Genomic DNA, 19,937 nt, shown 5'->3' with positions numbered 1-19,937 from the left:
ATGCTCTACAGCCCGCTCTTGATCCGGTTCCACACCCGCGTTCTGACCCGCTCGGCCTTCAGTGGCAGAGTTTCCAGGGGGAACAGCCGCTTCATGGTTTCATCGTCGAAATACACAGCGGGATCTTCCCTGACTGTTTTTTCCACGTACTGGAAGGACTCCCTGTTCCCATTTGGATAGCCGATATAGCTCGAAGACTTCGCTATCACGTCAGGCTTGATCATGAAGTTTATAAACTTCCTTCCCTCTTCGGGATGCGGCGCATCTTTGAGTAGCACCATATTCTCTATCCAAACAAGGGAGCCCTCTTTAGGAATGCTATATCCAATCTCCCGGTGGACTTTTCCGCTCTTATTGGCGTTTCTTGCAAGATAGGCCGTACCCTGCCACCCCACAGAAACACAAATATTTCCGTTGGTGAGGTCGGCTGTCAGCTTAGACGAGTCGAAGTATCGAATATAAGGACGCACTTTCAGAATCAGTGCTTGTGCTTTCTCATAGTCGGCAGGATTCTGGCTGTTGTAGGGGAGCCCAAGGTAGTTCAATGCGATAGAAAGAATCTCAGTGGAAGAGTCGAGCATCGCCACCCCACACTTCGAGAGCTTCGAAATGTTCTCTTCCTTGAAAATCAGATCCCATGAGTTGGTCGGCGCATCAGCGCCCAGGTACTGGCGCACCTTTTCTGCATCGTAGGCTATGCCCGTGGTGCCCCACAGGTAGGGAACCGCGTATCGGTTCCCGGGATCCGTGGCACTGAGGTTCTTCATCACCTGGGGGTCCAGGTTGGACCACTCTTTCAAGTCCTGGTGCTCCAGCTCCTGGAGCACCCCCGCCTTGATCAGGTTGGGCAGCAGGTTGGACGTGATCACCACTACATCGTAACCGGACCGCCCGGCCAAGAGCTTGCCTTGTGCGAACTCACCACTATCGAAAGTGCCGGAAATGACTTTCACGCCCGTCTCTTTCTGAAAATCGCCGGTCACGCCTGGGGCGATGAAATCGATCCAGTTATAGAAGTGAACACTCCTCTCCTGACGTTGATCAGCCGACACGCCGGCAGAGCCGGCGGTGAAGGCGATAGACAAGGCAAGTGCAGCAATCCCTTTCATAAATACCCCATTAGTTAAACTGCTAGAATTAATAGGTATCGCTAGATTTTTCCCTCATTCACTGCCGATATTATTCTCACTGGAAGGTCATTTCTATTGACCGGATTACCTAGTCCCCTGGGAGTAGTGAAATGGAAATCAGCTTGAAGGACATAGCTTGGCAGCGCTCGCTTGGGAACCTGCTCGACCACCTGGACCAGCCAGACTTTTGGTTGGTACTGGTGGAAACGGTACGGGAGTTCGTGCAGGTCGATAACTGGGTTTCTCTGGTATTTAGTGACTCCACACCAGTGATACTTTTCTACGCCGAGGAGGAAGAAGAGGAAAAAGACGAAAGGAAGCCCAACCATTTAATTGGCAAATACATAACCGGTTACTATCGCATCGATCCGTTCTATGCCGCCTCACGCTCTGCACCCGGCCCTCGGACGATCTATCTTCGAGATATCGTGACGCCCGCATTTAATAAGAGTCGATACTACATAGAGTACTTCGAGACGCATGTGGTATGCGATGAAATGCAATATAACATCCCTATTGATGAGCGCCGCACGCTTTGCCTGTCGCTGGGAAGCGAGGCGAAGTATACCGCCGAGAACATTGCGTTTCTTGAGATCATTCGCCCTTGGGTGCTTTCCCTCATGAGCAAGCGGCTCCACTTCGAGGAAAGCCTACAAGACGACAGTAGCCCATCGCTCAGAGTCGACAGCTCTGTGCTGAACGCTCTTGTCGCACCACTGACAGGGCGTGAATCCCAGGTCTTGAATCTGATGCTAGAGGGTAAGTCAAATAAGGAAATAGCTGACAAGCTCGCAATATCCGTATCGACAACCAAAGTTCACCGGCGTCACGTCTACGCCAAGTTGAACGTAAGTTCTCACTCCGAACTATTTGCCTTGCTCCTGAAAGATATGCCGTCTGTCGGAAACATAGTTTCTCAAACATAAAACATTTACATATAGGCGCAATGCGCCTAATATAAGTCTTGTTGGTGGCACGCAGAAAGCCACTCACCCCGAGGGGGCTAGTCGTTGCCACCGGGGAACGAGATGAGACTTTCAGATGTTGCGACAATCCGAACGAACTACCCCGAGGCGCATTTCTGGTTAGTTCGGCGGGGCTCAGCGGAGCGATGCGGTGAGCCGGTTCGAGAGTTCAATCCAGAACATATCGGAATCCGGGTAAACCGAATAGACATACTCCTCCCCGACTATCTCTTTTACGCCCTGGTCCATATCCACCAGGTCGGTTACTGGAAGACGATAGCAACCGGAACGCTGAGCCTAGTCAACATCCGTGTTTCAGACGTTCGCCAGATCGAGCTGTCACCACGGTGAGACGGGGCCGAAAGGCCCCCTACTCTCAACTAGCGGAGCAAAGCATGAGAATCGAGTTACCGAGCATATCTGAGCAGCAGCGCGCCATCTTCGAGCAGGCCACGCAGGATGGAATCAAACAACTGAGGGCCAACCTCGACGCTCCGCGCCTCCCGTCGCAGTCTGAGGTCGACGAACAGGCCTACAGCCGGGCGCACCTGTTGCGCGAGCATGAAGGCTGGGAAGCCCCGCACCCGGATGTTATCTGCGCCTACTTCCGTCACTTCCAGGCACACTTTTCTGATTACAATACCGACGCCAAGTTGGCGGCGCTGCTTGGCCTGACCAGTGACCGACGTATCCGGGAGTATAAAAGCGGTGCGAGAACCATCCCTTACGGGGTGTGGCGGAAATTCCTAGTGATGACCGGCAGGGCTCCGCAGGAAATAATCCAGGTCTTCGCTTTCATGGGGTGATCCATTCGTACAGACGTTTCCTGACTTTAGGAGGAACACATGGGACAACTTAAAAATATCTACTTCCCTGGCGTGAGTAGTGCGCCATCGTCTGCGCAATACGGAATTTTTCTTAGCCCTGAAAAGTCTTTTCCAGTCGCCAATATAGTCGTCGTACAGTCCGACAGACAGAACGATTACATGGGTACAAGTCTGTATAATACGGACGAAGGTCGAAACATTGTTCTCAATCGAATTCTAGAGAATGACCTACGAGGGATACGGCTGGACTATATCAATTTTTACGTCATCCTCGACTTGTCTACCACGCTTGAAGGCATGAAACTGCCGATCCACCTTGACTTCGACGATTACATCGCCAAAGGAAACCCCTACAATTGCACTCCTAGCGACACGACAACCGGACGCATCCTGCAATGGATTACGGGCGAAAAGACCTATTCCTACTGGAGCGGCCATGTCCTGGGGGGCTGTGCCCGTTTTTACACTGAACTGGATGACCAGAACCGTGAACCTCTCTCGGTCGATAGTGCGCGGGAACTACTGAACCGAGTGGGCTATAAAATCCCAACAAAGGAATAGAACAATGTCCAAGCTCGCCGCCTTCCGGGAAGCGGAACGCAAACTCCAGGAACAAATGCAGCTGCTGGAGAAGCTCAAGGCCGACAGCAGCCTGAAAAAGGAGCTGGAGTTCCGCGATGAACTGGAAAAGCTCATGAAGAAGTACGGCATGAGCCTGCGCAACATCATCGAGATCCTCGATCCCAGCGCCGTCGCGAACCGGCCTGCCGGCCAGGCCTCCTCGATCCGCCGGCCGCGGTCGGTGAAGGTCTACCGCAACCCGGAAACCGGCGAGGTGGTGGAAACCAAGGGCGGCAATCACCGGGTGCTGAAGGCCTGGAAAGAGCAGTACGGCGCCGATACCGTCAATGCCTGGTTGCAGGCCTGATAGACCGGCCCCAACGGAAAAGCCCCGCCGAAGCGGGGCTTTTTTATGCCGGCGTGACGGTCACGCCGCAATGTGGGCATCGTACAGACGCGGCACCTTCGGCTGAGCGCGCTGCTCTGCATGCCATAGCTCATAGGCCGCCTGCATGGCCAACCAGTGGCGGGCCTGGCCGATGCCGGCACGCTCAAGGCGCACAGCCAGGTCCGACGTGATCGAGGCGTGCCCATTGAGCACCTTCGACAGTTGGACCCGCGAATAGCCCAGGGCCTTGGCGAAGTCCGTGATAGTGATATCCAGCTCGGGGAGCACGTCCTCGCGCAGGATTTCCGCAGGATGCGGCGGGTTGTGCATACCCATATGTAGACCCTCAGTGGTAGTCCTGGTAGTCGACCAGCTCAACATCCTCGCCAACGAAGCGGAATGTCAGCCGCCAATTGCCGGAAACGCGGACGGACCAGTACCCGGCAAGATCCCCCTTCAGGGAGTGGAGTCTCCAGCCGACCTGATTCATGTCGCCGGGATTGTTCGCTTCGCTCAGGGCGAGCAGTTGGCGGCGTAGGCGCGGGGCGTGTGCCGCCTGGATCCCTTTGGTCTTGCCCGTCTTGAAGAAGACTTCCAGACCCTTGTGTCGGAAGGAGATAATCATCGTTAAGTGTAAACAACCTGTTAACGGGAGTTAAGCATAACTCGTTAATAGACTGTTTACAATGCCCCCGATGCTGCACTCCTGGAAGTAATGCCCGCCGACACGGTGGCGGCCCTACCCTGGGGCATAGATAGGCGTAGGCCAATCTTGGTGGCATAGCGCTTGAGCTGGGTGAGCGAGGCGCCCGGGGCGCGGGGAGCGCCCTGCCTGCGCTACCTGCTGGCTAGCTCTCGCTGGCCAGGCACTCAAGCGCGAACTGAACGGGATACGGCGCCTCTCTGCCGGCGGTTTCGCTGACGTAATTCCTCAGCGCGCGGGCGGTGATTCCGATCCGCCTGGCAGCTTCTTCCTGCTTCAGGCCGGCTCGCTCGTACAGCCCGCGCAGGTAGCGCGGGTCTGGATTGTGTTTAGAGGCATCAGGTTTCACATTTTCACCCGCAGTTGTTCCGGTATGAACGCAAGAACCTTGTTGCTACCGAGAATGACGTAGTTCGGATTCCCCCACTCCATGGCCATTTGCATGGCCTTCGCCGCAGCTGCGCCGGGATCGCTTCCCGCGCGGGTCCGGCCGGCGACCATTTTGCCATCCCGCTCTACGTTGACCTCGTAGCTTCCCGGATTCCTGGAGGTCTCCGTCACAGTAACGACTGTTGGTCGGCTCATGCCTGTTCCTCATACCGCTGCTTGAACTTGTCCTGAAAAATAGCCATTAAACGCCCATGGACGCGGCTTCCCCAGGTGACACCTACGTTCTGCGAGGCAGTGGCCAGCATCACGTTGGCGATGCGATACCACCATCCCCAATCGGCAAACGGGCTGCTCGCGACCCGCCCATCTGCGTTGAGCAGCGCCTCTTCCCACGCCTTGAACTCGCGATACTCTTCATGATTGAACTCGTCCACCAGCCGTTGCAGGACGGTAGCCTGGAGCCCCTCATGGAGCCTGGCGGCGAAACCAGAAGCGGCTAGAACCTGGCTTTCAGTCAGGTTGTCGGGGTCCGCATCCTCCCAGGACTGGATGAATCGAGCCGCATCAATAACCGAGCGGGCGACGATGCGATCTGAAATGGTGCTGCTCATTGCTCACCTTCCATGCCAAATGCTTCGACCTGCATAGCGACCTTCTCATCGGTGGAGAGGGCCTGGAATTCCTCTTCGGTCATTTCTGCGTTGGGGTCCATGTACTCGCCCCAGAGACGGAAGTCTTCAGCGATTTCTTCGTAGGTATGTTGGGTGCTCATGGCTTCGATCCTTCTTGGCGCCTCGCCGTTGTGGCCGGCATGGCTCACATAATAGGAACAATGTTCCTCTATGTAAATAGGAACATTGTTCCTTTTGTCGGGTTTTCTACTACGCAGGCTCGATCAGGTAGGCGCCCTGGTTGCGCACGTTGCCGACGTCGCGGCTGACCGCGTACCAGGTGAACGCCTCGGCTGGTTCGCCCTGGTGCAGCACGATTTGTTCCGCGCGCTCTGGCGGCGTCGCCGGGTCAAGCCACTCGCGGGCCAGGTCGGGTGGGAGCACGACCGGTCTCCGGTCGTGAATATCGACCATGCCGCCGGCAGAGTCCGCGGTGATGATCACGAATCCATGCTGTTCGGCCGGCTCATCATCGAGGCCCGGGAACTGGCCGATGGCGGCGCAGAGGATCGGTGAGCCGTCGGCGTGCTGGATGTGATACGGCTGTTTCCGCGGCCCGCCCTCGGCCACCCACTCGAACCAGCCTGAAACGGGGCAAAGCGCGCGATGGCGCCACGCGGCGCTGAAGAAGCGTCCATGCGCCACTTTCTCGACCCTGGCGTTGATCGGCGCCGCGCGATCACGGGCCCAGAACGGCCTCCAGCCCCAGCGAATGGCCTGGGCGACCAGGGCATCGCCTTCGAGCCGTAGCGTCGTCACGGCCGTCGATGGCGCGACGTTGTAGCGCTCGGGCTGCTCGCCGACGAGGTTGACCAGCGCGTTGGGCATCGACAGTGCGTCGACGAACTCATGAAGCCCTGTGTACTGCGAAAGCCTGCCACACATCGCTCACTCCGGTGGTAGATGGGCACTGGGTAAGGGTAGATGATGAACAAAAAGCCCCGCTCATGCGGGGCTTGTGCTTGCGTGGCTCGCCGGCGTGACCGTCACGTCCGCTCGTCGACTGCCGGCTCGGCGCGTAGCAGGGCCTGGTGCAGCTGGTTGATGTGCTCGACCGCCTTGTTGCCCCGGGCCAGGTGGCTGACCAGGATCTCGCTGGTCTTGGTGAAGCGGTGGCCGATGCGCACGGTGTAGGAGCGCAGGGCCCAGCTGATGAAGCCGGTGAAGTACATCGCGTCCTCGATGTCGCGCCACTTTACCCCGCGGTAGCCACGGCGCCAGGGCAGGATGCCCTGGTAGAGCCAGACGCCCACGTCGTCGGTGTAGAGGTGGACGCTGCGCAGGTAGAGGAGCTTGTAGACGAACAGTGCCAGGGCGATGAGCAGGACGCCGGCACTGGCCGCCAGGCCGAGCTGGTAGGCCTGTTCGCTCGGCGCCTTGTGCAGCGTCCACCAGCCGAGGGCCAGCGCGCCGGCGCACAGGACCAGGAACAGCAGGACCGGGCCGACGTAGGCCAGCCAGGACAGGCGGTAGACCTGGTGCGGGGTGGCGTTGCGGGTGGGGTGTTCGTAGCCGTCCATTGGGGGCGATCTCCTTGGGTTGCGGGGTAGGACTACAGCTCGACGCGGAATTCGCGCAGGCCGATCTTGGTGGCGTAGCGCTCCAGCTGGGTGAGCGAGGCGAACACGCGCAGCGGTTCGCGGCGTGAGCGTAACGGGTAGTGGTGGCCACCGCCGGCGTAGCGCACCAGCAGCTGCCAGCCCTCCCCGCCCGGGCCGCGGGTGACCAGGGTATCGCGGGCGCCGCCGGCGGCGATCAGCGCCTGCAGGGCGTCTTCGGTGATCGACTCGCGCATCAGCGACGTACCTCCTTCGGCGTGACGCCGGCGGCCAGGCCGAGGGCGCGGCGGATCGCGTCGAGCCGCTGGCCGTCGTGGGGGGAATCCTCGAGGTCGGTCATGGGGAACTCCAGGGGGTGAACGGGGGTAGGTTCGCGCGGCCGCCAGTGTAGGGGGTTCTGGTAGGCCAGTGTAAGGGGGTGTGGTCGCCGGGGGTTAAGCATCTGGCGACCAGGACCTGGCTTAGCGAGGGGGGTGATTTAACAATCTGCCCGTTATGAGAAGTTCGCGGGCTTCACCGGCGCCTGGGCGGCCAGTGCTTCGGCCGCCTCCTGCTCGCGGGCTGCGCGCGCGAAATTGTCGCGGCACCGCCAGCACAGCACCTTCGACGGCCGCGCCTTGGTCGTCTTGGCGGTCTTGCCGCAGCCGGCGCAGACGAAGTGCCGGGCGCAGCCAATCGCTGGGTTCCTAGGCCGGGCGGCCGGGGCGGCTTGCGGGATATCACTCGGGCACATAGGGGCGGGTTCCTTTCTATCCGTTATGCGCAATGCGCAGTCAGCCGCGCGTGGCCCGGTTGGCCTGCGCATCGGCCGCCTCGATCTGACACAGCTGCTCCACCGCCTCCGGCGTCAGGCCGCTGGCCTTCTCATGCGCCAGGGACAGCAGAGCGGTCAGGGCCCCGTGCTGCATCAGGAATTCTTCCCGGTCATCGTCGGGAGTCTGGCCGGCCGTGGTTTGCCACAGATATCGGGCCGTCCGCGCCTGGGCCGCGCGGGCCTGGGCGATCAGGGCTTGTTCCAGTTGGGTCATGGTCGTACTCATGTTTGGGCAGGTTCCTTTCTATCCGTTGGGCAAACCGGGCTACCCCAGCTCCCCGGGCTCCCATTCGATGGGCCTGCCATCCAGCCCCTCGCACTCGTCAACCGGACCCGCCAGCGTGTAGTCAGCTCCTGGGTGTTCATCCACCTGGGGCGCCGGGCACGCCACGTTCAGCGCCTCCAATCGGCGCCGCGCCTCGGCCCAGGTTTCGCCAGGCCGCGCGCCGGCGCGCACCTGCTCGTCAGTCAGCGGCGGCAGCTTGCGGGGGGTTATCAGCGTCATGGGGTGGGTTCCTTTCGATCGGTAGGCGTTATCAGGCCGAGGCCTGCCCCAGCGCTTCAGCAGCGGCGGCCCGCAGATCCATAGGGGATAGTTGGTTCGTCATCACCTTCACCAGTTCGGCACGCACCTGGGCACTGCCAATATGCGCCAGGCCTCGCGCGGCACCGATCCTGACCGGCACCGGAAGGCGACTATCGGTCATCGCGGCAATCAGGGTGTCCACTGCGTCGTTCTTCTCCATGCGGTTTCCTCGATCTGTACGTGTTGCGTGATGTTGCGCCCCTACGTGCAATAGAGGGGCGGACGGTTCAAGCCGGTCAGTCACTGACCCATCTACTGGCCTTCTGGCTTGTTGGGCTTGCTCCTGCCTTTTGCCGGCGACTTCGCCGCGGATGCCCCAACGTGGGCCAGCAGCTGGGCATTGCTTTCCCGCAGACTTTCAAGCTCACCCTCGACGCGTGCTGCTCGAAGCCCAGCGTCTTGAGCCTGCTTCCGAGCCTCGTCCCGCTCGGCCTGCACCTTGGTAAAACGCTGCGCCTGGGTGTTCGCTTCGGCTGCGGCGCGCTTGCGCTGCTCCTGAGCCAGTTCGTCGGCAGCCTGAAGCCGGAACACCTCTTTCTGTGCCGCATCCAGGCGCTGCTGGAGATCCTCGGCGCGAGCCGCAATCCCTTCCAGTTGGGCGTCTGTCCTCCCCTTCGCCTCGGCCAACTCCGCCTTCGCGCGGTCGATCGCTTCGGCCGCCACCGCCTTCACCTGCTCCAGTTCGGCCTGGTGACTCTGACGAGCCGCCGACAGCTCATTACGCAAGTCGGTTGCCTCGTCCCGGGCCCGCTGAAGCTCGCCCTTCAGGTCCTCCACCCGCTGGGTGATTTCCTCGGTACGGGCCTCGGCCGTGTCCGCCCGCGTGGTTTCATGTCCCAGCTCATGCCGCAGTTCGGCCAGCAGGGCGTCCTGTTCCTCTAGGCGGCGCTGGACACCTTCCTTCTCCTGCTGAAGCCGCTCCAGCTCGCCCTGCTGTTCCTCGTACAACTGGGAAAGCTCGACCCGGGTGCTCTCCATATCCTCGCGCTCTTGCGCCCAGTCTGCCTCGGCTTTGCGCAGATTGGCATTGGCCAGCTCCAGCGCCTCGGTCCAGAGGGCCGCGCCCAAGCCCAAGGCGGCCTGATGCAAGGCCGGGGGCAACTCAACCTGCACAAGCTCGGGCTTCGCGGTCTGCAACTGCCGCCATTCCTTCATGACCCGCGTGACCGTGTTCATATCCGCCCGCGCCGCCCGGCGCACATCCGGCACCGGCGGGAAGCGCTCACGGCCCAGCTCGTCATAGAGACGGTCAGCTTCTTTGAAGATACGCGCCCGTATTTCCGTTTCGTTGCTGATTTGTTCCGTCATATATCCCCCTGGTCGAGGTATTTTCAATAATAAGAATAATAATTTAATTATTATTATTATGATACTGCCGTCCGACGAACGGGATCCCCGCCCCAGCCCGTTAACAGGCACAAAAAAACCGGCCATCAGCCGGTTTCTTCGGTTTGGTAGGCGCCGCCGTGATGCGTCACGGCCCTTCTTCACCCAGGTTGAGGTTGTCCCCCTCGGCCGCATGCCAGCCCTCAACCCAGGACCGCGAGGCAGCCTCTCCTTCGCTGCGCGGACACATATCCAGAGCCAGGCCAGCAATGAATGCCTCCCGACCCATGCCGTACCAATCGGCAGTGAGCGGTGGCAGCTTGCGGGGGTCTATCAGCGTCATGGGGTGAGTTCCTTTCAGGGCGTGACGGTCACACATACGGCCAGCGGCGCGGGCACTTGGTACGCTCGGCGGGCTCCTTACGAATCCGGTAGATGATCCTGGCCCATTCGGTGAAATCACTTCCAGGGCCTATCTGGTCCTCGTGGTAAATGTCGCGCAACGCCTCGCGCCGCTCGCCCTCGTCCAGCCACTCATTGAAGCTCAGTTCTCGTTCCATGGGGTCAGATCCTGCCGGCAACGCCGGCGCTTGGGTGGGTGCCCTCGAACGCGGGGCGGGTTCCCTTCTACCTCTATCCGTTATGCGAGGAAACACACGGGCGGTTACGTCGGCGCCGGCGGCTCGCCCTGGGCGTCGTCGCGTTCACGCCGGCGCGATAGATGGCGAACGCCTTATCGATCTGAGCTTGTCGCTCCTGAGCGGTGATCAGCCCCAAACGATACTGTTGGAGCGCCTGGTCAACACGCTCAGTCAGTCGAAGACCGGCGCCCGTCACGGCTGAAGGAGTAGTCATCACATGGCTCCCGCCGGCAGTGCCGGCTGTTCGGTGGGTGCCCCTCGGAGTGGCAGGGCGGGTTCCTTTCGATTCGTGACGGTCACGCAGTCTTTGCCGGCCGACGGCGCAAGGCACGCAACACGGCGGCTTCTAGTGCTTCCTTTCCGCCGTAGTCATGGCGCTGCGAATAGCTGGCGTACAGCTTGCGCAACGGCAACAGCAGCTCTTCGATTTCGTGGAAGCGCTTGGCGTCGGCCTCCAGCTTGTCGGTACGCTGCTCGGCTTCGGCGGCTTCGTCGCGTGAACGCCAGTCGATACGGGCCAGATCGTCCGACCATTGGCCTTGGTAGGTGGCTTCGCCCAGCTTGCGCACCTGTTCATCTGAAAAGCTCGCGCCCCGGTAGATACCGCCAACCGCTTTGCCCTTCAGGGCACGGTATTCAAACAGCATGCGTTCGCCCAGGGCGCCGTTGACGACCACAATCACTTCGGCACCCATTTTGCCGCTCTTCAGCAGGCGGCGGCCTGTATACACATAATCGCGCGCGACGAACTCGGCGCCACCTTCTTCTTTCTTGGCCATCGGTGCGGATTCCTTTCAGTTCGCTCCTACAGCGCGAGGAATGATGTGCACCCATATGATGTGCATCCAAAGCAGCAGGCTGCCCACGACGCCGAAGGCGAGGAGGCACCAGACCGCCAGTTCTGGCAGCATCTGTTGGAAAGGGTGTTTGCGAGGCGGTGTCTCTGCTTCTGCCGCCACAGGCTTCGATTCTTTGTTCATCCTATTTTCCTAATATTGTTCCGTTGCTTGCCCCGTACCGCAGGACGGTTCGCCCAGCGTAAGCTGGGCGAGAGGGTCACTCGGTGTCATCACCGTCAAGGTCCGAAAGACTATCGGCGAGGTCGATATCGACCTGGTGCTGATCCGTTTCGGCTACGACGACAAAGCTGCAAGCGCTGTCCTGCTCTCCTGCGGCAATGTGCTCCTGGAAATAGCTGTCGGCAACGAACTGCGCAGCGTCCTTATGATCCCCATCGACTTCAACATCAATGGTCCAGGTGACGGTATAAGCGGCCATGTGCAACTCCTCATTGGTTTGTTTCAATGAGGATATTTTACCTTTTAAGGTAAAACTTAACAACCTAAATTTACCATTAAAGGTAAAATCTACTTAACTCGGCTGCACGCTGACTTTCTTTTCGCAGCACCGCTAGGCGCCGCGAGAACTGGCTCATGTTCACTCCATACTTCGTCCAGGCCTCACTGGCCTTTACGCCATTGACCAGGTGTTCGCGAAGCGCATCGATCAACGGCTGCGCTCGGATAGAAGTGCCTTCCAAGAGCAGTTCAAAATGCCGCGGGTCGACTTCTCCTGGGGTTAGAAAGGAGTCTTTGGCGGTTCCAGGTTTCATGGGGCTACGTGTCCTGTATCTGTTCGTGGATCCGCCTCGATACCGAGGCGGTACATCGGTTCGCCGTCTTCGTTGCGGATCCACGCCACAACTGAGCAACGGCACTCATTCGCCAAGTCCTGAGCCTCGCGGGCCAGGTCCTCAAGGTGATACTCCGCACGGCTGCATGAGATCCTGGACTCGTCCAGCAGCTGGCCACGATCGCTGTAGAATCCTACGTTCATCGTTCAGACTCACGATTTATGAAGAGCTGCGCAGGGGATGGGTTTGAGCTGGTATTGCCTAATGCTTTGAGTACGTGGAAGCTCCTCCAGCCTGTGCATGAGTTCCTGAGTGCCGAGGCGCACTTTGTACGCACGGCCGTCAATGCAGAGGATCGAATCCACCCCCTGGTTCTCTTCATACTCCAGCTTCGGAGCTGAAATGGACTGGCTCTCAGCGCTCGACCGGCCAAGCACAAGCCATTCACTTTTTACAGCCGCTGTCGTGCCGACCACGCCTATAGCGATTCCAGCCAGTAGAAGAGCGCCCCCGGCCAACAAAGTGATGAAAAAGGGTTTGGAAGATGAATCATCCATGGGGGAAAACCTCCTCGGGATCAGTCGTTTTGCTCATACTGTGCTGCCATTTGCTTGACTTGTTCAGCCAGCTCTGGCGGTAACCAGACACCGACGAAAACAAGGCCTGCGGCGCCTTTCTGCAAGTACGGTTCTACACGCTTCAGCGCTGAGTTGACGTTCTGCGCGCTGCGTCCAGTTTGCCGCGCGACTTCGACCGGCTTCACGCCATCCACGTACACGCTCCGGGCGATCGCCAGGGTGTCGGGGTGTAGGCGTTTCATCGCCGGCAGGCACTTCTCCCAGTGCTCCAGGGTGTAACGTTCTGGCATCGTTCCATTCGCTCCACGGCTGTTATACTGACGTCGCTCAGTTCGCAGAGCAAAACAGGGGCCCACAAGCGTTGCAGCGTTTGTGGGCCTCGCCTTTATCGGGCACGTCACGGTCAAAACTCAAACTCCATCTGCGGATCCTCCGGGTCACACTTTGGCAGGTTCAGGGGGTGACCCAGCTGCCGGCGAATCTCCGACAGCCAGGCCTTGTAAGGAGCATTCGTCCGAGGACCGAACGGATAGGCTTTCCTGAACTCCCGGCGCAACGCCTTCAGGTCTGATCGACCGACACGTCGAATGACCTCGTGGACAATCGGTGCCGCTTGCTCAACCCAGCTCATCACCTCCTCCCCTGCCCCGCTCTACACCCAGCCTGGGGCTTCCTTGAAACCAGGTAGATCCTCGATAGCCGCCTCGCGGATCCGGGACAGCAGTTCGTAGGCCCGCGACTTGTAGTAGCCCGGTGCATCACATGAATTCCGATGGTACGTATCGGCAAGCTTCAGCAGTTCCAGCGCAGAAACCGACTCGGCCTGGCCGTCGAAGACGAATGGGATGCAGTGCCCTTCGTCATAGTCCAGGCCCCTGGAGCGGAACCGCACAGAGCGGATGTTTTCTTCGCGCAGGAGTTGGCCATCCTGCTGGATCTGCTGAAGTTCAAGCGCACAGGTAAGTCGATCGCTAGGGTAGACATAGCGCAGCAGGGTCGACAGGTGACGACAGCTCAGCACAAGGTTTGACTCACTCATGGGACATATCTCCGTTCGCATCGCAGAGCCCTTCGGAGCGGTTGCAGCCGCTGTTTCCGAGGGGGTTGAAGGGCCCGGCCGAGCCGGGCGCCAAGTGCAAGAGAAGTGTGCGATTAGCACCGGAGAAAATCAACCCTTTATAAACTATTTATTTATACAGGGTTCATTAAAAGAAAGTCCCGATTCGTCACTTCGGGGACCGAAGGTGCCAGGTCTTCAGCGCCCGCGGATATCCAAGTGCGGTCTCTGAAGTGACGAATTGGCCTACTTAATCACCCCTGGACGGTCGACAAGGAAGTCAGGATCCGCAGGATCAACGTCTAGCAGCGAGGGCCAGGTGAGGCCGAGTTGTCGCCTGGCCTGAGGCAAGCCGCAACCGGTGGCGTGACGATAGCGGCGCACGGCAGCTACTACATTCCCAGCCTTCACCAGGTCGACGCATTCCCGCCTGAGCACCTCCTCTGTCACCTCCTGGGAGGCGACCTCAGCCTGCTCCTGCAGGCGGCCGATGAGCGCCCTCATGCCTGGGTAGTGCAATCGATCGGAATAGGCACGAATCGGGGGATTCGACCCTGCAGCTGATCCTGATGACCACATTCAGGGCAACCGTCGTTGTCCAAGGGCAGCAACACGCAACAGACAGGGCAAATCACATCATCGAGCGTGAGTCTCTTCATGTTCCCTCCAACACGGCGTGAATCCGTAATCCTTTGAACCCCTTGGTGATCCTGGGCGCCATTAATCGCGATGAAGGATAGCAACACACGTCTTCGGCAAACATCTGTCCCCGAAGTGACGAATTGCCCTATTCGAGTAGGTGTGGCAGTGCCAAAATACTGTACATTCGTACATACAAAGGTAATGCCATGCCCTCCTCCCTACCACCGTTCAAGCCCATCACGCTTGCTGAGCTGCGGCGGATATGGGAAGCCTACCCTGACCCCGACGTGCGCCGGCTGACTCTCGAAGTCGCCAGATACCGCCGCGTCATCGCAGAGATAGATGGCCTGTATAGCAGTATCCACCAGTCATGGCGCGAGACCGTGGGCGGCGAACTTTGCGCCCTTCACCTACTGAAGGGCGTTATGGCAGCCGAACGTCAGCGGCTGTTGTAAGAGGGCATTACGTGACGCAGCAAGACGTTAATATTTCATATTTACGAATTATGAATTCGTAAATATGAAGTCTTATCGCTAATCGGCAATTCCTGTGACCCTCCGACGGTCCTCATCGGATTCATGATAGTCACCGTCGATCCCATGAAGCTTCAACCGGGCTTGTAATACTTCAACCGCCCGGAACGCCTTACCACGTTCAGCGACAATCTGGGCGTTCTCGCGCTCCAGTCCGCGAAGCCGCTCTGCCAGCTTCGCCCGCTGCGCTTTTAGCTCATCCAACTGGCGGCGCAGTTGCGCTGCCGTGTCAAAAGCGCGGGCAGCCTCCTTCTTCTGGTAGTCCAGTACAATGTATACGTCGGGGCTATGACCCAGCTGGCCAAGACCGTCCCGGGCGAACCAGGGCGTGGAGCCGAACACCCGCCCCAGGCGCTCGCGAATTTCGACGTTATCAAGCATCCCCTGATCAATGCGCAAAGTCTCCAAGGCGTCGACCGCCTGCCAAAGGTAATGCAGGTCAGCCAGCACCAGCGGGGCAGGCGACTCCGCGCCGTCACGCAAACGCTCGGCTTCGGCGCGGAAATGCTGGGCCAAGGCATACTGTTCCTTGAAGTCGGCAAGCCGCCGGCGCAGTTCTTCTTGCCACTGATCTCTCAGCACCTTCGCATCCTGGCTACGCCCTATTGCAGCCGCGTCAAACTCAGGTAGATCAGCGAAAAGACGCTCATACAACGCCGCCACCTTCGGCGCCTCGGACAGATCCAGGGCACAACCACGGAAGGCAAACCAGAAATCGCACGCCTCCAGCAGGTGACGCCGCTCGACGAGATCCAAGTTATACGGTTTGAGCCCTTCCAGTTCGCGCAACTTCTTGAGTTTTTCGCGGCGGCGTTTCTGCCGTTCGGCGCCGCTCAGCGGCCTTCTCGGGGCGGGTGAGTCACCGAACATCACCAGTTGGCCGTCACGCGTCACGCCGTCCAGCGCTTCGGCCAGCCACTGCGGGCGCTTCTTGATCCAGCGCAAGTCTTCTTTCGTGATCGGCCTCAAGCCTTTGGCTTCGATCTGAGCGGAAATCTCGGCGCGTACCGCCTGCTCAAGGCTGCGTCCCAGGTGATCACCGACAGTCATATAGACACTACGGTAGCCGGTAGAACTGATAAACGGCTTGTCGAAGTCAACAGCCGTCGCATCGAAACCGGGCGCCGAGCGCAGCCCCTCGCAGTCGTATTTGACCAACACCCGCACGCCATCAACCTCAACCAAGAATTCGCCACCCTGCCCCCAATGGGGAACCTGGCCAGGCTCGGCGGCGAACATCGCATCGAGTACCCGACCTGGCCTGGAGTCGTCTCCACGACACCCAAAGAACGTGCAGCCATTGAGCTTGAACACAATCGCGTCATGCTCAAGGGCGGCGCACCGGCGCGCAGAGTCGTCCGCGGCGATGACCGCATCGTTGTAGATGGCCCGCACCACGCCTGCCCGTGCATGCATGGCCTCGACATCATCCGGCAGGCCGGCGACTAGGGCCAGGAACTCGGGGTCCTCTTCCCGCTCCAGGTGCTGGCCTTTCTTCTTGCGGGGCTTGTTCATACACACCTCACAATTAATAATTATGAATTCACAAGAATGCTATGCACAAACGCAATTGAAGTCAATAAATATGAATTCATAATTAACAATTATGTGTTGGTGGGTAGCGCCACCCCTGATGAGCATATCGGCCTCAATCACCTCCAGGAGATGACCATCGGCGCCGGCCTGGTGGCATGGATCCGCCCGGTACGGCCGGAGTGCAGCTGGTGAGGCACCTCAACCTCGAGGACTTCCAGTAGATGCCCATCGGCGCCGGCGGCGCAGATGACCTAGTGTTGTGGATTTGTCCACCGTGGGAAGGCATCTAGGATCCCGCGGATGAGTCGTAAGCTCACCCCCGTCCATGCCCTCTCCACTCGATCGTTTCAGTCACCAGAGAGATAGAAGGGGGCCCTGAAGGCAGATTCTAGGCCTCGTCCACCCCATCACCTGTTCAGCATCGGAGCGTAGCGACGGCCGTAGGCAGCGCGCTGAAGGAGCGAAAAGCCGTTGCACCGGATTTCAGTGAGGTAAAGGCTTTGTCGGCTTGCAGCGACTGGAAGGGCGCTAGCTCTTGCGTTGTGTGCAGAGGACTGGAATCTGGTGGGGCCCCTCGCGCTTTAGCGCGACGATGGGGAGCATTCTTTGCTCTTGCAGGGGTTTCCCCTGCATAAACAGTATCTCGGCTTGCCGAGGCATCATTGGTGCTGCTTAGCAGCACCTTCTTCTGTCTCTTTTAAACCATCTGGTTAATGACCGACACTTAATTTCCTTAGTCCCGACACTTAACTATTTCTATGTTCGACAGAGGGCTGTAAAAGCCTGTAGCAGAGCTGCGGGGGGAGAGAAAAAGGAGGGGAGGGAAGGTTTGAGTGATCAAAAAATGATCGGCTGCGGCGTAAGGGCGAGGGGCGGCCTGCCGGGGCCGGCCTAGGCGCGAATGGACTTGGTTAATCGTTCTTGGAGGATCCGCTCAGCTTCTGCGTACAGATCGTCCCTAGGCATGCCCGGGTGCCTAGTCATCAGGTCGATGAGCAGTTGCATCCGTGCAGATGCGTAGGTCGCAGAGTCCATTCCATGCGACACCCCTGTTGGCCCAGCAGCGGCCGGGGAGCGGAATGCACGGCCTGGCTTCTTGCCTAATCCGCCGACCAGCAGGGCGACATTACGTGCCCAACCAGTGAGTGTTCCCCACGGACAGCGATTTTCTTCGCAAGCCGTTTCGATGCTCGATCGCGTTCATAGCCCAAACGACGGCCGAGGCCGAACGCAGCGAAAAGATGCTTGCTAACAGCCTTCACAGCAGCAAGCCCACGCCAGGAGCCATCTTCGTTCAGTTGTCGTGGCTGACTGACCGTGAGCAGATTCGCACGCTTCAGATCAGCCATAGCGCGCTCAGCTCGGCGGGGATGCAATCCGGTCCACTGTGTGAGGTAGTCAAGCGTCAACGACAAGAAGCCGCCGGACGTAGGAACGCCACAACGCAGCGATACGAGATCCGTGTGTTCGATGATCGAGGTTAGGAGCAACAGGCAGGCTTCCCGGCGCTCGCTGCGTTGCTGCCGACCTTTACGGCTACGGTTGGCATTGCGGAGATCCGGGATGACGGTGGGGGATCTGTAGTAACGGCGAACTCGTTCCTGGAGCTGCCGCAGGATTCCAGGTCTGTTTTTGTCGGTGGTTGGACGGATGAGGTCCAGCCTCGGTGCGTCTGGCTGGTGGCCACAGAAGTTGCCACCATGATTTGTTCGCTGAACATATGGTCGTGCCACTGATTCCGTTCTCCCCATTGAAGCAGCAAGCAGCAGGGGAGCCGATGGCCGGCACTTTCCCGTGCTTGCACGGGTCCGTGGCGCCGTCCATAATGACGGTTCCCCAATATGGATTCCTCGATCCAATCCCCCTTCTCCGGCTCCCCAGCCAAGAAGGTTGTTTTCCAAAGCCCCGGTCGCCAAACCGGGGCTTTGTCGTCTAAGCGTGATCTTCTTTCGCTAGTTTCAACCTCGCTTCCGGGAAACCCACTCGCTGCATATCTGCATGAACGGCTTCCAACGTCTTGTATATCTTGAGTTTTTCGTGATTTCTGGCGTGGCTCACCAGTTCCAGATCACCGTTGAAGTACACGGCGCCCAGGACCCAGCCACTGCCAAATGATTCAGGAGCAGGCACGACAACAGCCTCTTTGACGGATCCCCGCTCAAAGAGAATGCGCATTTCCGATATGTCTTTTGGCATGAAAGCACCTGCCTACCGCCGGCAAATTGGCGAAAGACTATGCGGCTTTTCAGAAAAACGCAAATAAGTGCTACTCAGAAACATGGTTTGAATCAACCACGCAAGACAAAAGAGAGCTTACAACCTTCAAAACTCGGCCATTGCGGCCTGCCTGGAAGAACCAATTGCCAATTCATAATTATGGATTGGCAATTGGTAATAGTGAATTACGAAGAAATATATCCTTTGGCCTCGAGAGCGTCGCGCACGATAGCAGACACAGTCTTGAGGTCTCCTTTCTCCCGCTTATTCCTAAGCGCAGCATCCTCCAGTTGCTCAATCATTGAAGGCGGCAAACTGATGGTGACAGGCTTCGCCTTCTGCTTAGCCGGCTGCTTCGAACCATATGGGCGCCCCGCCAGCTCTCGCGCCAGAGCCTCGATTTCGGCGGGGGCAGGGGTCTGCTTAGCAGGTTTGGTGTTCATGCTGTCTGCGATAGCCGGCTGCTCAACACCGGCTTTCTTAGCAGCGGCAGTTTGGCTACGCGGTTTAGCCACCGAACACCTCCTTGGCGAGTTGTGCGATTTCAGCAGCGGCCTGAGCGTTGTCGCCCTCCAGTACCGATTGACCATTCGAGATCGCATCCCGGTACGCCTTCCTGTAGAAGCCCACAGCCTCAAGACTCTCGATCGATGGGAACTCCTGCAGGTAGTTTAAAAACTCCTTTCGTTCCGTCTCTTTGACGGCTGGATTGGTGCTCGCCATGCTGTGGTAGGCAAGCACGCGAAGTTCGGGATTAAGCACTCGCACCCGCTCAAACTGCTCCTGGAGTTCCTCCATGGTGTCGAGGTCTAGCTGGCTGCACTGATGGGGAGCGATGATGACGTCCGCAACGGTTGCACCTGAGATAAGTTCAATCGAGTTACGGCCCGCTACGTCAACTAACACATAGTCGAATTTTGCGTCCAAAGTTTTGAGCGTGCTTGCGATGTTCTCGCGCTTCTCTACCAGAGTGATCGCCGGCAGAATCTGCGACTCCTCACGCTCTGCGTGCCACTTTGCACTTGAGCGCTGAGGATCCGCATCGACCAAGCAAACCTCTTTGCCTTCCCGGCGGGCAAGAGCCACAGCAAGATTCAGAACGGTCGTAGTCTTCCCCGATCCGCCTTTGTTGCCACCGACAATGACGATCATGACGCCTCCATGTAAGCGTGTAAGGTTG

Annotated in this window: 34 protein-coding genes; 5 read left to right on the top strand and 29 right to left on the bottom strand. The window is 58.8% G+C overall.

Annotated elements, in window-relative coordinates; all coding sequences use genetic code 11:
- Positions 1 to 5 precede the first annotated feature (5 nt).
- Positions 6 to 1,109: a polyamine ABC transporter substrate-binding protein gene (locus tag B7D75_RS29120; RefSeq protein WP_107114701.1), complete on the bottom strand. Its 1,104-nt coding sequence runs from the start codon at positions 1,107 to 1,109 to the stop codon at positions 6 to 8.
- A 131-nt stretch (positions 1,110 to 1,240) separates the two neighbouring features.
- Here B7D75_RS29120 and B7D75_RS29115 point away from each other — a divergent pair, with 131 nt between their 5' ends.
- The 5 genes from B7D75_RS29115 (at position 1,241) to B7D75_RS29095 (ending at position 3,850) form a co-directional block, all read left to right on the top strand.
- Positions 1,241 to 2,056: a LuxR C-terminal-related transcriptional regulator gene (locus B7D75_RS29115; protein ID WP_033946079.1), complete on the top strand. Its 816-nt coding sequence runs from the start codon at positions 1,241 to 1,243 to the stop codon at positions 2,054 to 2,056.
- 102 nt (positions 2,057 to 2,158) lie between these two features.
- Positions 2,159 to 2,446, top strand: a complete 288-nt coding sequence (locus B7D75_RS29880) for a hypothetical protein (protein ID WP_071577158.1) — start codon at positions 2,159 to 2,161, stop codon at positions 2,444 to 2,446.
- A gap of 44 nt (positions 2,447 to 2,490) precedes the next feature.
- Positions 2,491 to 2,901: a hypothetical protein gene (locus tag B7D75_RS29105; protein ID WP_003142942.1), complete on the top strand. Its 411-nt coding sequence runs from the start codon at positions 2,491 to 2,493 to the stop codon at positions 2,899 to 2,901.
- Between the two features lie 39 nt (positions 2,902 to 2,940).
- Positions 2,941 to 3,483, top strand: coding sequence for a hypothetical protein (locus B7D75_RS29100; protein WP_033949740.1), 543 nt, complete (start codon positions 2,941 to 2,943; stop codon positions 3,481 to 3,483).
- A gap of 4 nt (positions 3,484 to 3,487) precedes the next feature.
- Positions 3,488 to 3,850, top strand: a complete 363-nt coding sequence (locus B7D75_RS29095; RefSeq protein WP_033949742.1) for a histone-like nucleoid-structuring protein, MvaT/MvaU family — start codon at positions 3,488 to 3,490, stop codon at positions 3,848 to 3,850.
- Positions 3,851 to 3,910: 60 nt separating this feature from the next.
- Here B7D75_RS29095 and B7D75_RS29090 read toward each other — a convergent pair whose 3' ends face one another.
- The 28 genes from B7D75_RS29090 to B7D75_RS28960 all read right to left on the bottom strand — a co-directional run bounded on the left by B7D75_RS29090 (position 3,911) and on the right by B7D75_RS28960 (position 19,909).
- Positions 3,911 to 4,207, bottom strand: a complete 297-nt coding sequence (locus B7D75_RS29090) for a HigA family addiction module antitoxin (protein ID WP_034018021.1) — start codon at positions 4,205 to 4,207, stop codon at positions 3,911 to 3,913.
- Between the two features lie 10 nt (positions 4,208 to 4,217).
- Complete coding sequence (locus B7D75_RS29085; protein ID WP_003142937.1) at positions 4,218 to 4,496, bottom strand: type II toxin-antitoxin system RelE/ParE family toxin; 279 nt, start codon at positions 4,494 to 4,496, stop codon at positions 4,218 to 4,220.
- Between the two features lie 223 nt (positions 4,497 to 4,719).
- Complete coding sequence (locus B7D75_RS29080; RefSeq protein WP_044727395.1) at positions 4,720 to 4,923, bottom strand: helix-turn-helix domain-containing protein; 204 nt, start codon at positions 4,921 to 4,923, stop codon at positions 4,720 to 4,722.
- Entirely contained in the window at positions 4,920 to 5,159 is a 240-nt protein-coding gene (gene acrF, locus B7D75_RS29075; RefSeq protein WP_107114700.1) for an anti-CRISPR protein, read from the bottom strand. The genes B7D75_RS29080 and acrF overlap by 4 nt, the downstream gene beginning before the upstream one ends.
- A complete protein-coding gene (gene acrF3 / locus B7D75_RS29070; protein ID WP_107114699.1) occupies positions 5,156 to 5,575 on the bottom strand; it encodes an anti-CRISPR protein AcrF3 in 420 nt (139 codons plus the stop codon). The genes acrF and acrF3 overlap by 4 nt, the downstream gene beginning before the upstream one ends.
- Positions 5,572 to 5,736, bottom strand: a complete 165-nt coding sequence (locus tag B7D75_RS29650) for a hypothetical protein (protein ID WP_012613788.1) — start codon at positions 5,734 to 5,736, stop codon at positions 5,572 to 5,574. The genes acrF3 and B7D75_RS29650 overlap by 4 nt, the downstream gene beginning before the upstream one ends.
- A gap of 109 nt (positions 5,737 to 5,845) precedes the next feature.
- Positions 5,846 to 6,520, bottom strand: coding sequence for an SOS response-associated peptidase (locus B7D75_RS29065; RefSeq protein WP_107114698.1), 675 nt, complete (start codon positions 6,518 to 6,520; stop codon positions 5,846 to 5,848).
- 101 nt (positions 6,521 to 6,621) lie between these two features.
- Positions 6,622 to 7,155 (bottom strand): hypothetical protein, encoded by a 534-nt coding sequence (locus B7D75_RS29060; RefSeq protein WP_033949763.1) that lies wholly within the window; start codon positions 7,153 to 7,155, stop codon positions 6,622 to 6,624.
- Positions 7,156 to 7,187: 32 nt separating this feature from the next.
- A complete protein-coding gene (locus B7D75_RS29055) occupies positions 7,188 to 7,430 on the bottom strand; it encodes a hypothetical protein (RefSeq protein WP_003142927.1) in 243 nt (80 codons plus the stop codon).
- A gap of 257 nt (positions 7,431 to 7,687) precedes the next feature.
- Positions 7,688 to 7,927, bottom strand: coding sequence for a hypothetical protein (locus B7D75_RS29050; protein WP_033981006.1), 240 nt, complete (start codon positions 7,925 to 7,927; stop codon positions 7,688 to 7,690).
- Positions 7,928 to 7,967: 40 nt separating this feature from the next.
- Complete coding sequence (locus tag B7D75_RS29045; protein ID WP_033981009.1) at positions 7,968 to 8,222, bottom strand: hypothetical protein; 255 nt, start codon at positions 8,220 to 8,222, stop codon at positions 7,968 to 7,970.
- Positions 8,223 to 8,273: 51 nt separating this feature from the next.
- Entirely contained in the window at positions 8,274 to 8,513 is a 240-nt protein-coding gene (locus B7D75_RS29040; RefSeq protein ID WP_033981010.1) for a hypothetical protein, read from the bottom strand.
- Positions 8,514 to 8,544: 31 nt separating this feature from the next.
- Positions 8,545 to 8,754: a HEAT repeat domain-containing protein gene (locus B7D75_RS29035; RefSeq protein ID WP_107114697.1), complete on the bottom strand. Its 210-nt coding sequence runs from the start codon at positions 8,752 to 8,754 to the stop codon at positions 8,545 to 8,547.
- A gap of 92 nt (positions 8,755 to 8,846) precedes the next feature.
- On the bottom strand, positions 8,847 to 9,902 hold the full coding sequence (locus B7D75_RS29030) for a DNA-binding protein (protein WP_162600471.1): 1,056 nt from the start codon (positions 9,900 to 9,902) through the stop codon (positions 8,847 to 8,849).
- A gap of 166 nt (positions 9,903 to 10,068) precedes the next feature.
- Complete coding sequence (locus B7D75_RS29460) at positions 10,069 to 10,263, bottom strand: hypothetical protein (protein WP_033949778.1); 195 nt, start codon at positions 10,261 to 10,263, stop codon at positions 10,069 to 10,071.
- 28 nt (positions 10,264 to 10,291) lie between these two features.
- Positions 10,292 to 10,480 carry a hypothetical protein gene (locus tag B7D75_RS29025; RefSeq protein WP_033949781.1) on the bottom strand — a complete coding sequence of 63 codons (189 nt, stop codon included), beginning with the start codon at positions 10,478 to 10,480 and terminating at the stop codon, positions 10,292 to 10,294.
- A gap of 377 nt (positions 10,481 to 10,857) precedes the next feature.
- Positions 10,858 to 11,340, bottom strand: a complete 483-nt coding sequence (locus tag B7D75_RS29020; RefSeq protein ID WP_042165505.1) for a hypothetical protein — start codon at positions 11,338 to 11,340, stop codon at positions 10,858 to 10,860.
- Positions 11,341 to 11,355: 15 nt separating this feature from the next.
- Positions 11,356 to 11,541, bottom strand: a complete 186-nt coding sequence (locus B7D75_RS29455; RefSeq protein WP_073655361.1) for a hypothetical protein — start codon at positions 11,539 to 11,541, stop codon at positions 11,356 to 11,358.
- A gap of 76 nt (positions 11,542 to 11,617) precedes the next feature.
- A complete protein-coding gene (locus tag B7D75_RS29015; protein WP_058130760.1) occupies positions 11,618 to 11,839 on the bottom strand; it encodes a hypothetical protein in 222 nt (73 codons plus the stop codon).
- Positions 11,840 to 11,915: 76 nt separating this feature from the next.
- A complete protein-coding gene (locus B7D75_RS29010) occupies positions 11,916 to 12,173 on the bottom strand; it encodes a PapB/FocB family fimbrial expression transcriptional regulator (protein WP_033870625.1) in 258 nt (85 codons plus the stop codon).
- 233 nt (positions 12,174 to 12,406) lie between these two features.
- On the bottom strand, positions 12,407 to 12,751 hold the full coding sequence (locus B7D75_RS29005; protein WP_042165496.1) for a hypothetical protein: 345 nt from the start codon (positions 12,749 to 12,751) through the stop codon (positions 12,407 to 12,409).
- Between the two features lie 20 nt (positions 12,752 to 12,771).
- The gene (locus B7D75_RS29000; protein WP_033949796.1) at positions 12,772 to 13,062 is read right to left on the bottom strand and encodes a TrfB-related DNA-binding protein; all 291 of its coding nucleotides are present in this window, start codon (positions 13,060 to 13,062) and stop codon (positions 12,772 to 12,774) included.
- Positions 13,063 to 13,175: 113 nt separating this feature from the next.
- On the bottom strand, positions 13,176 to 13,403 hold the full coding sequence (locus tag B7D75_RS28995) for a hypothetical protein (RefSeq protein ID WP_033949799.1): 228 nt from the start codon (positions 13,401 to 13,403) through the stop codon (positions 13,176 to 13,178).
- Positions 13,404 to 13,424: 21 nt separating this feature from the next.
- A complete protein-coding gene (locus tag B7D75_RS29450) occupies positions 13,425 to 13,811 on the bottom strand; it encodes a hypothetical protein (protein ID WP_033949800.1) in 387 nt (128 codons plus the stop codon).
- 1,193 nt (positions 13,812 to 15,004) lie between these two features.
- A complete protein-coding gene (locus B7D75_RS28975) occupies positions 15,005 to 16,519 on the bottom strand; it encodes a cell division protein ZapB (protein WP_107114694.1) in 1,515 nt (504 codons plus the stop codon).
- Between the two features lie 1,953 nt (positions 16,520 to 18,472).
- On the bottom strand, positions 18,473 to 18,736 hold the full coding sequence (locus tag B7D75_RS28970; RefSeq protein WP_033952081.1) for a hypothetical protein: 264 nt from the start codon (positions 18,734 to 18,736) through the stop codon (positions 18,473 to 18,475).
- A 206-nt stretch (positions 18,737 to 18,942) separates the two neighbouring features.
- Positions 18,943 to 19,272, bottom strand: a complete 330-nt coding sequence (locus B7D75_RS28965) for a ribbon-helix-helix domain-containing protein (protein WP_199861117.1) — start codon at positions 19,270 to 19,272, stop codon at positions 18,943 to 18,945.
- Positions 19,265 to 19,909 (bottom strand): AAA family ATPase, encoded by a 645-nt coding sequence (locus tag B7D75_RS28960; RefSeq protein WP_033952083.1) that lies wholly within the window; start codon positions 19,907 to 19,909, stop codon positions 19,265 to 19,267. Before B7D75_RS28960 ends, B7D75_RS28965 begins: the two co-directional genes overlap by 8 nt.
- Positions 19,910 to 19,937 lie beyond the last annotated feature (28 nt).

The organism is Pseudomonas paraeruginosa (genome assembly GCF_003025345.2).
In the GTDB taxonomy this organism is placed as follows: Bacteria; Pseudomonadota; Gammaproteobacteria; order Pseudomonadales; family Pseudomonadaceae; genus Pseudomonas; species Pseudomonas paraeruginosa.
The sequence above is the reverse complement of the archived record's forward strand: the minus strand, read 5'-3'. Positions and strand labels throughout refer to the sequence as shown.

Excerpts from the sequence above, each read along its gene's own strand:
- B7D75_RS29120 (WP_107114701.1), bottom strand. The coding sequence starts at position 1,109 with ATGAAAGGGATTGCTGCACTTGCCTTGTCTATCGCCTTCACCGCCGGC.
- B7D75_RS29115 (WP_033946079.1), top strand. The coding sequence starts at position 1,241 with ATGGAAATCAGCTTGAAGGACATAGCTTGGCAGCGCTCGCTTGGGAAC.
- B7D75_RS29880 (WP_071577158.1), top strand. The coding sequence starts at position 2,159 with ATGAGACTTTCAGATGTTGCGACAATCCGAACGAACTACCCCGAGGCG.
- B7D75_RS29105 (WP_003142942.1), top strand. The coding sequence starts at position 2,491 with ATGAGAATCGAGTTACCGAGCATATCTGAGCAGCAGCGCGCCATCTTC.
- B7D75_RS29100 (WP_033949740.1), top strand. The coding sequence starts at position 2,941 with ATGGGACAACTTAAAAATATCTACTTCCCTGGCGTGAGTAGTGCGCCA.
- B7D75_RS29095 (WP_033949742.1), top strand. The coding sequence starts at position 3,488 with ATGTCCAAGCTCGCCGCCTTCCGGGAAGCGGAACGCAAACTCCAGGAA.
- B7D75_RS29090 (WP_034018021.1), bottom strand. The coding sequence starts at position 4,207 with ATGGGTATGCACAACCCGCCGCATCCTGCGGAAATCCTGCGCGAGGAC.
- B7D75_RS29085 (WP_003142937.1), bottom strand. The coding sequence starts at position 4,496 with ATGATTATCTCCTTCCGACACAAGGGTCTGGAAGTCTTCTTCAAGACG.
- acrF (WP_107114700.1), bottom strand. The coding sequence starts at position 5,159 with ATGAGCCGACCAACAGTCGTTACTGTGACGGAGACCTCCAGGAATCCG.
- acrF3 (WP_107114699.1), bottom strand. The coding sequence starts at position 5,575 with ATGAGCAGCACCATTTCAGATCGCATCGTCGCCCGCTCGGTTATTGAT.
- B7D75_RS29650 (WP_012613788.1), bottom strand. The coding sequence starts at position 5,736 with ATGAGCACCCAACATACCTACGAAGAAATCGCTGAAGACTTCCGTCTC.
- B7D75_RS29065 (WP_107114698.1), bottom strand. The coding sequence starts at position 6,520 with ATGTGTGGCAGGCTTTCGCAGTACACAGGGCTTCATGAGTTCGTCGAC.
- B7D75_RS29060 (WP_033949763.1), bottom strand. The coding sequence starts at position 7,155 with ATGGACGGCTACGAACACCCCACCCGCAACGCCACCCCGCACCAGGTC.
- B7D75_RS29055 (WP_003142927.1), bottom strand. The coding sequence starts at position 7,430 with ATGCGCGAGTCGATCACCGAAGACGCCCTGCAGGCGCTGATCGCCGCC.
- B7D75_RS29050 (WP_033981006.1), bottom strand. The coding sequence starts at position 7,927 with ATGTGCCCGAGTGATATCCCGCAAGCCGCCCCGGCCGCCCGGCCTAGG.
- B7D75_RS29045 (WP_033981009.1), bottom strand. The coding sequence starts at position 8,222 with ATGACCCAACTGGAACAAGCCCTGATCGCCCAGGCCCGCGCGGCCCAG.
- B7D75_RS29040 (WP_033981010.1), bottom strand. The coding sequence starts at position 8,513 with ATGACGCTGATAACCCCCCGCAAGCTGCCGCCGCTGACTGACGAGCAG.
- B7D75_RS29035 (WP_107114697.1), bottom strand. The coding sequence starts at position 8,754 with ATGGAGAAGAACGACGCAGTGGACACCCTGATTGCCGCGATGACCGAT.
- B7D75_RS29030 (WP_162600471.1), bottom strand. The coding sequence starts at position 9,902 with ATGACGGAACAAATCAGCAACGAAACGGAAATACGGGCGCGTATCTTC.
- B7D75_RS29460 (WP_033949778.1), bottom strand. The coding sequence starts at position 10,263 with ATGACGCTGATAGACCCCCGCAAGCTGCCACCGCTCACTGCCGATTGG.
- B7D75_RS29025 (WP_033949781.1), bottom strand. The coding sequence starts at position 10,480 with ATGGAACGAGAACTGAGCTTCAATGAGTGGCTGGACGAGGGCGAGCGG.
- B7D75_RS29020 (WP_042165505.1), bottom strand. The coding sequence starts at position 11,340 with ATGGCCAAGAAAGAAGAAGGTGGCGCCGAGTTCGTCGCGCGCGATTAT.
- B7D75_RS29455 (WP_073655361.1), bottom strand. The coding sequence starts at position 11,541 with ATGAACAAAGAATCGAAGCCTGTGGCGGCAGAAGCAGAGACACCGCCT.
- B7D75_RS29015 (WP_058130760.1), bottom strand. The coding sequence starts at position 11,839 with ATGGCCGCTTATACCGTCACCTGGACCATTGATGTTGAAGTCGATGGG.
- B7D75_RS29010 (WP_033870625.1), bottom strand. The coding sequence starts at position 12,173 with ATGAAACCTGGAACCGCCAAAGACTCCTTTCTAACCCCAGGAGAAGTC.
- B7D75_RS29005 (WP_042165496.1), bottom strand. The coding sequence starts at position 12,751 with ATGGATGATTCATCTTCCAAACCCTTTTTCATCACTTTGTTGGCCGGG.
- B7D75_RS29000 (WP_033949796.1), bottom strand. The coding sequence starts at position 13,062 with ATGCCAGAACGTTACACCCTGGAGCACTGGGAGAAGTGCCTGCCGGCG.
- B7D75_RS28995 (WP_033949799.1), bottom strand. The coding sequence starts at position 13,403 with ATGAGCTGGGTTGAGCAAGCGGCACCGATTGTCCACGAGGTCATTCGA.
- B7D75_RS29450 (WP_033949800.1), bottom strand. The coding sequence starts at position 13,811 with ATGAGTGAGTCAAACCTTGTGCTGAGCTGTCGTCACCTGTCGACCCTG.
- B7D75_RS28975 (WP_107114694.1), bottom strand. The coding sequence starts at position 16,519 with ATGAACAAGCCCCGCAAGAAGAAAGGCCAGCACCTGGAGCGGGAAGAG.
- B7D75_RS28970 (WP_033952081.1), bottom strand. The coding sequence starts at position 18,736 with ATGCCAAAAGACATATCGGAAATGCGCATTCTCTTTGAGCGGGGATCC.
- B7D75_RS28960 (WP_033952083.1), bottom strand. The coding sequence starts at position 19,909 with ATGATCGTCATTGTCGGTGGCAACAAAGGCGGATCGGGGAAGACTACG.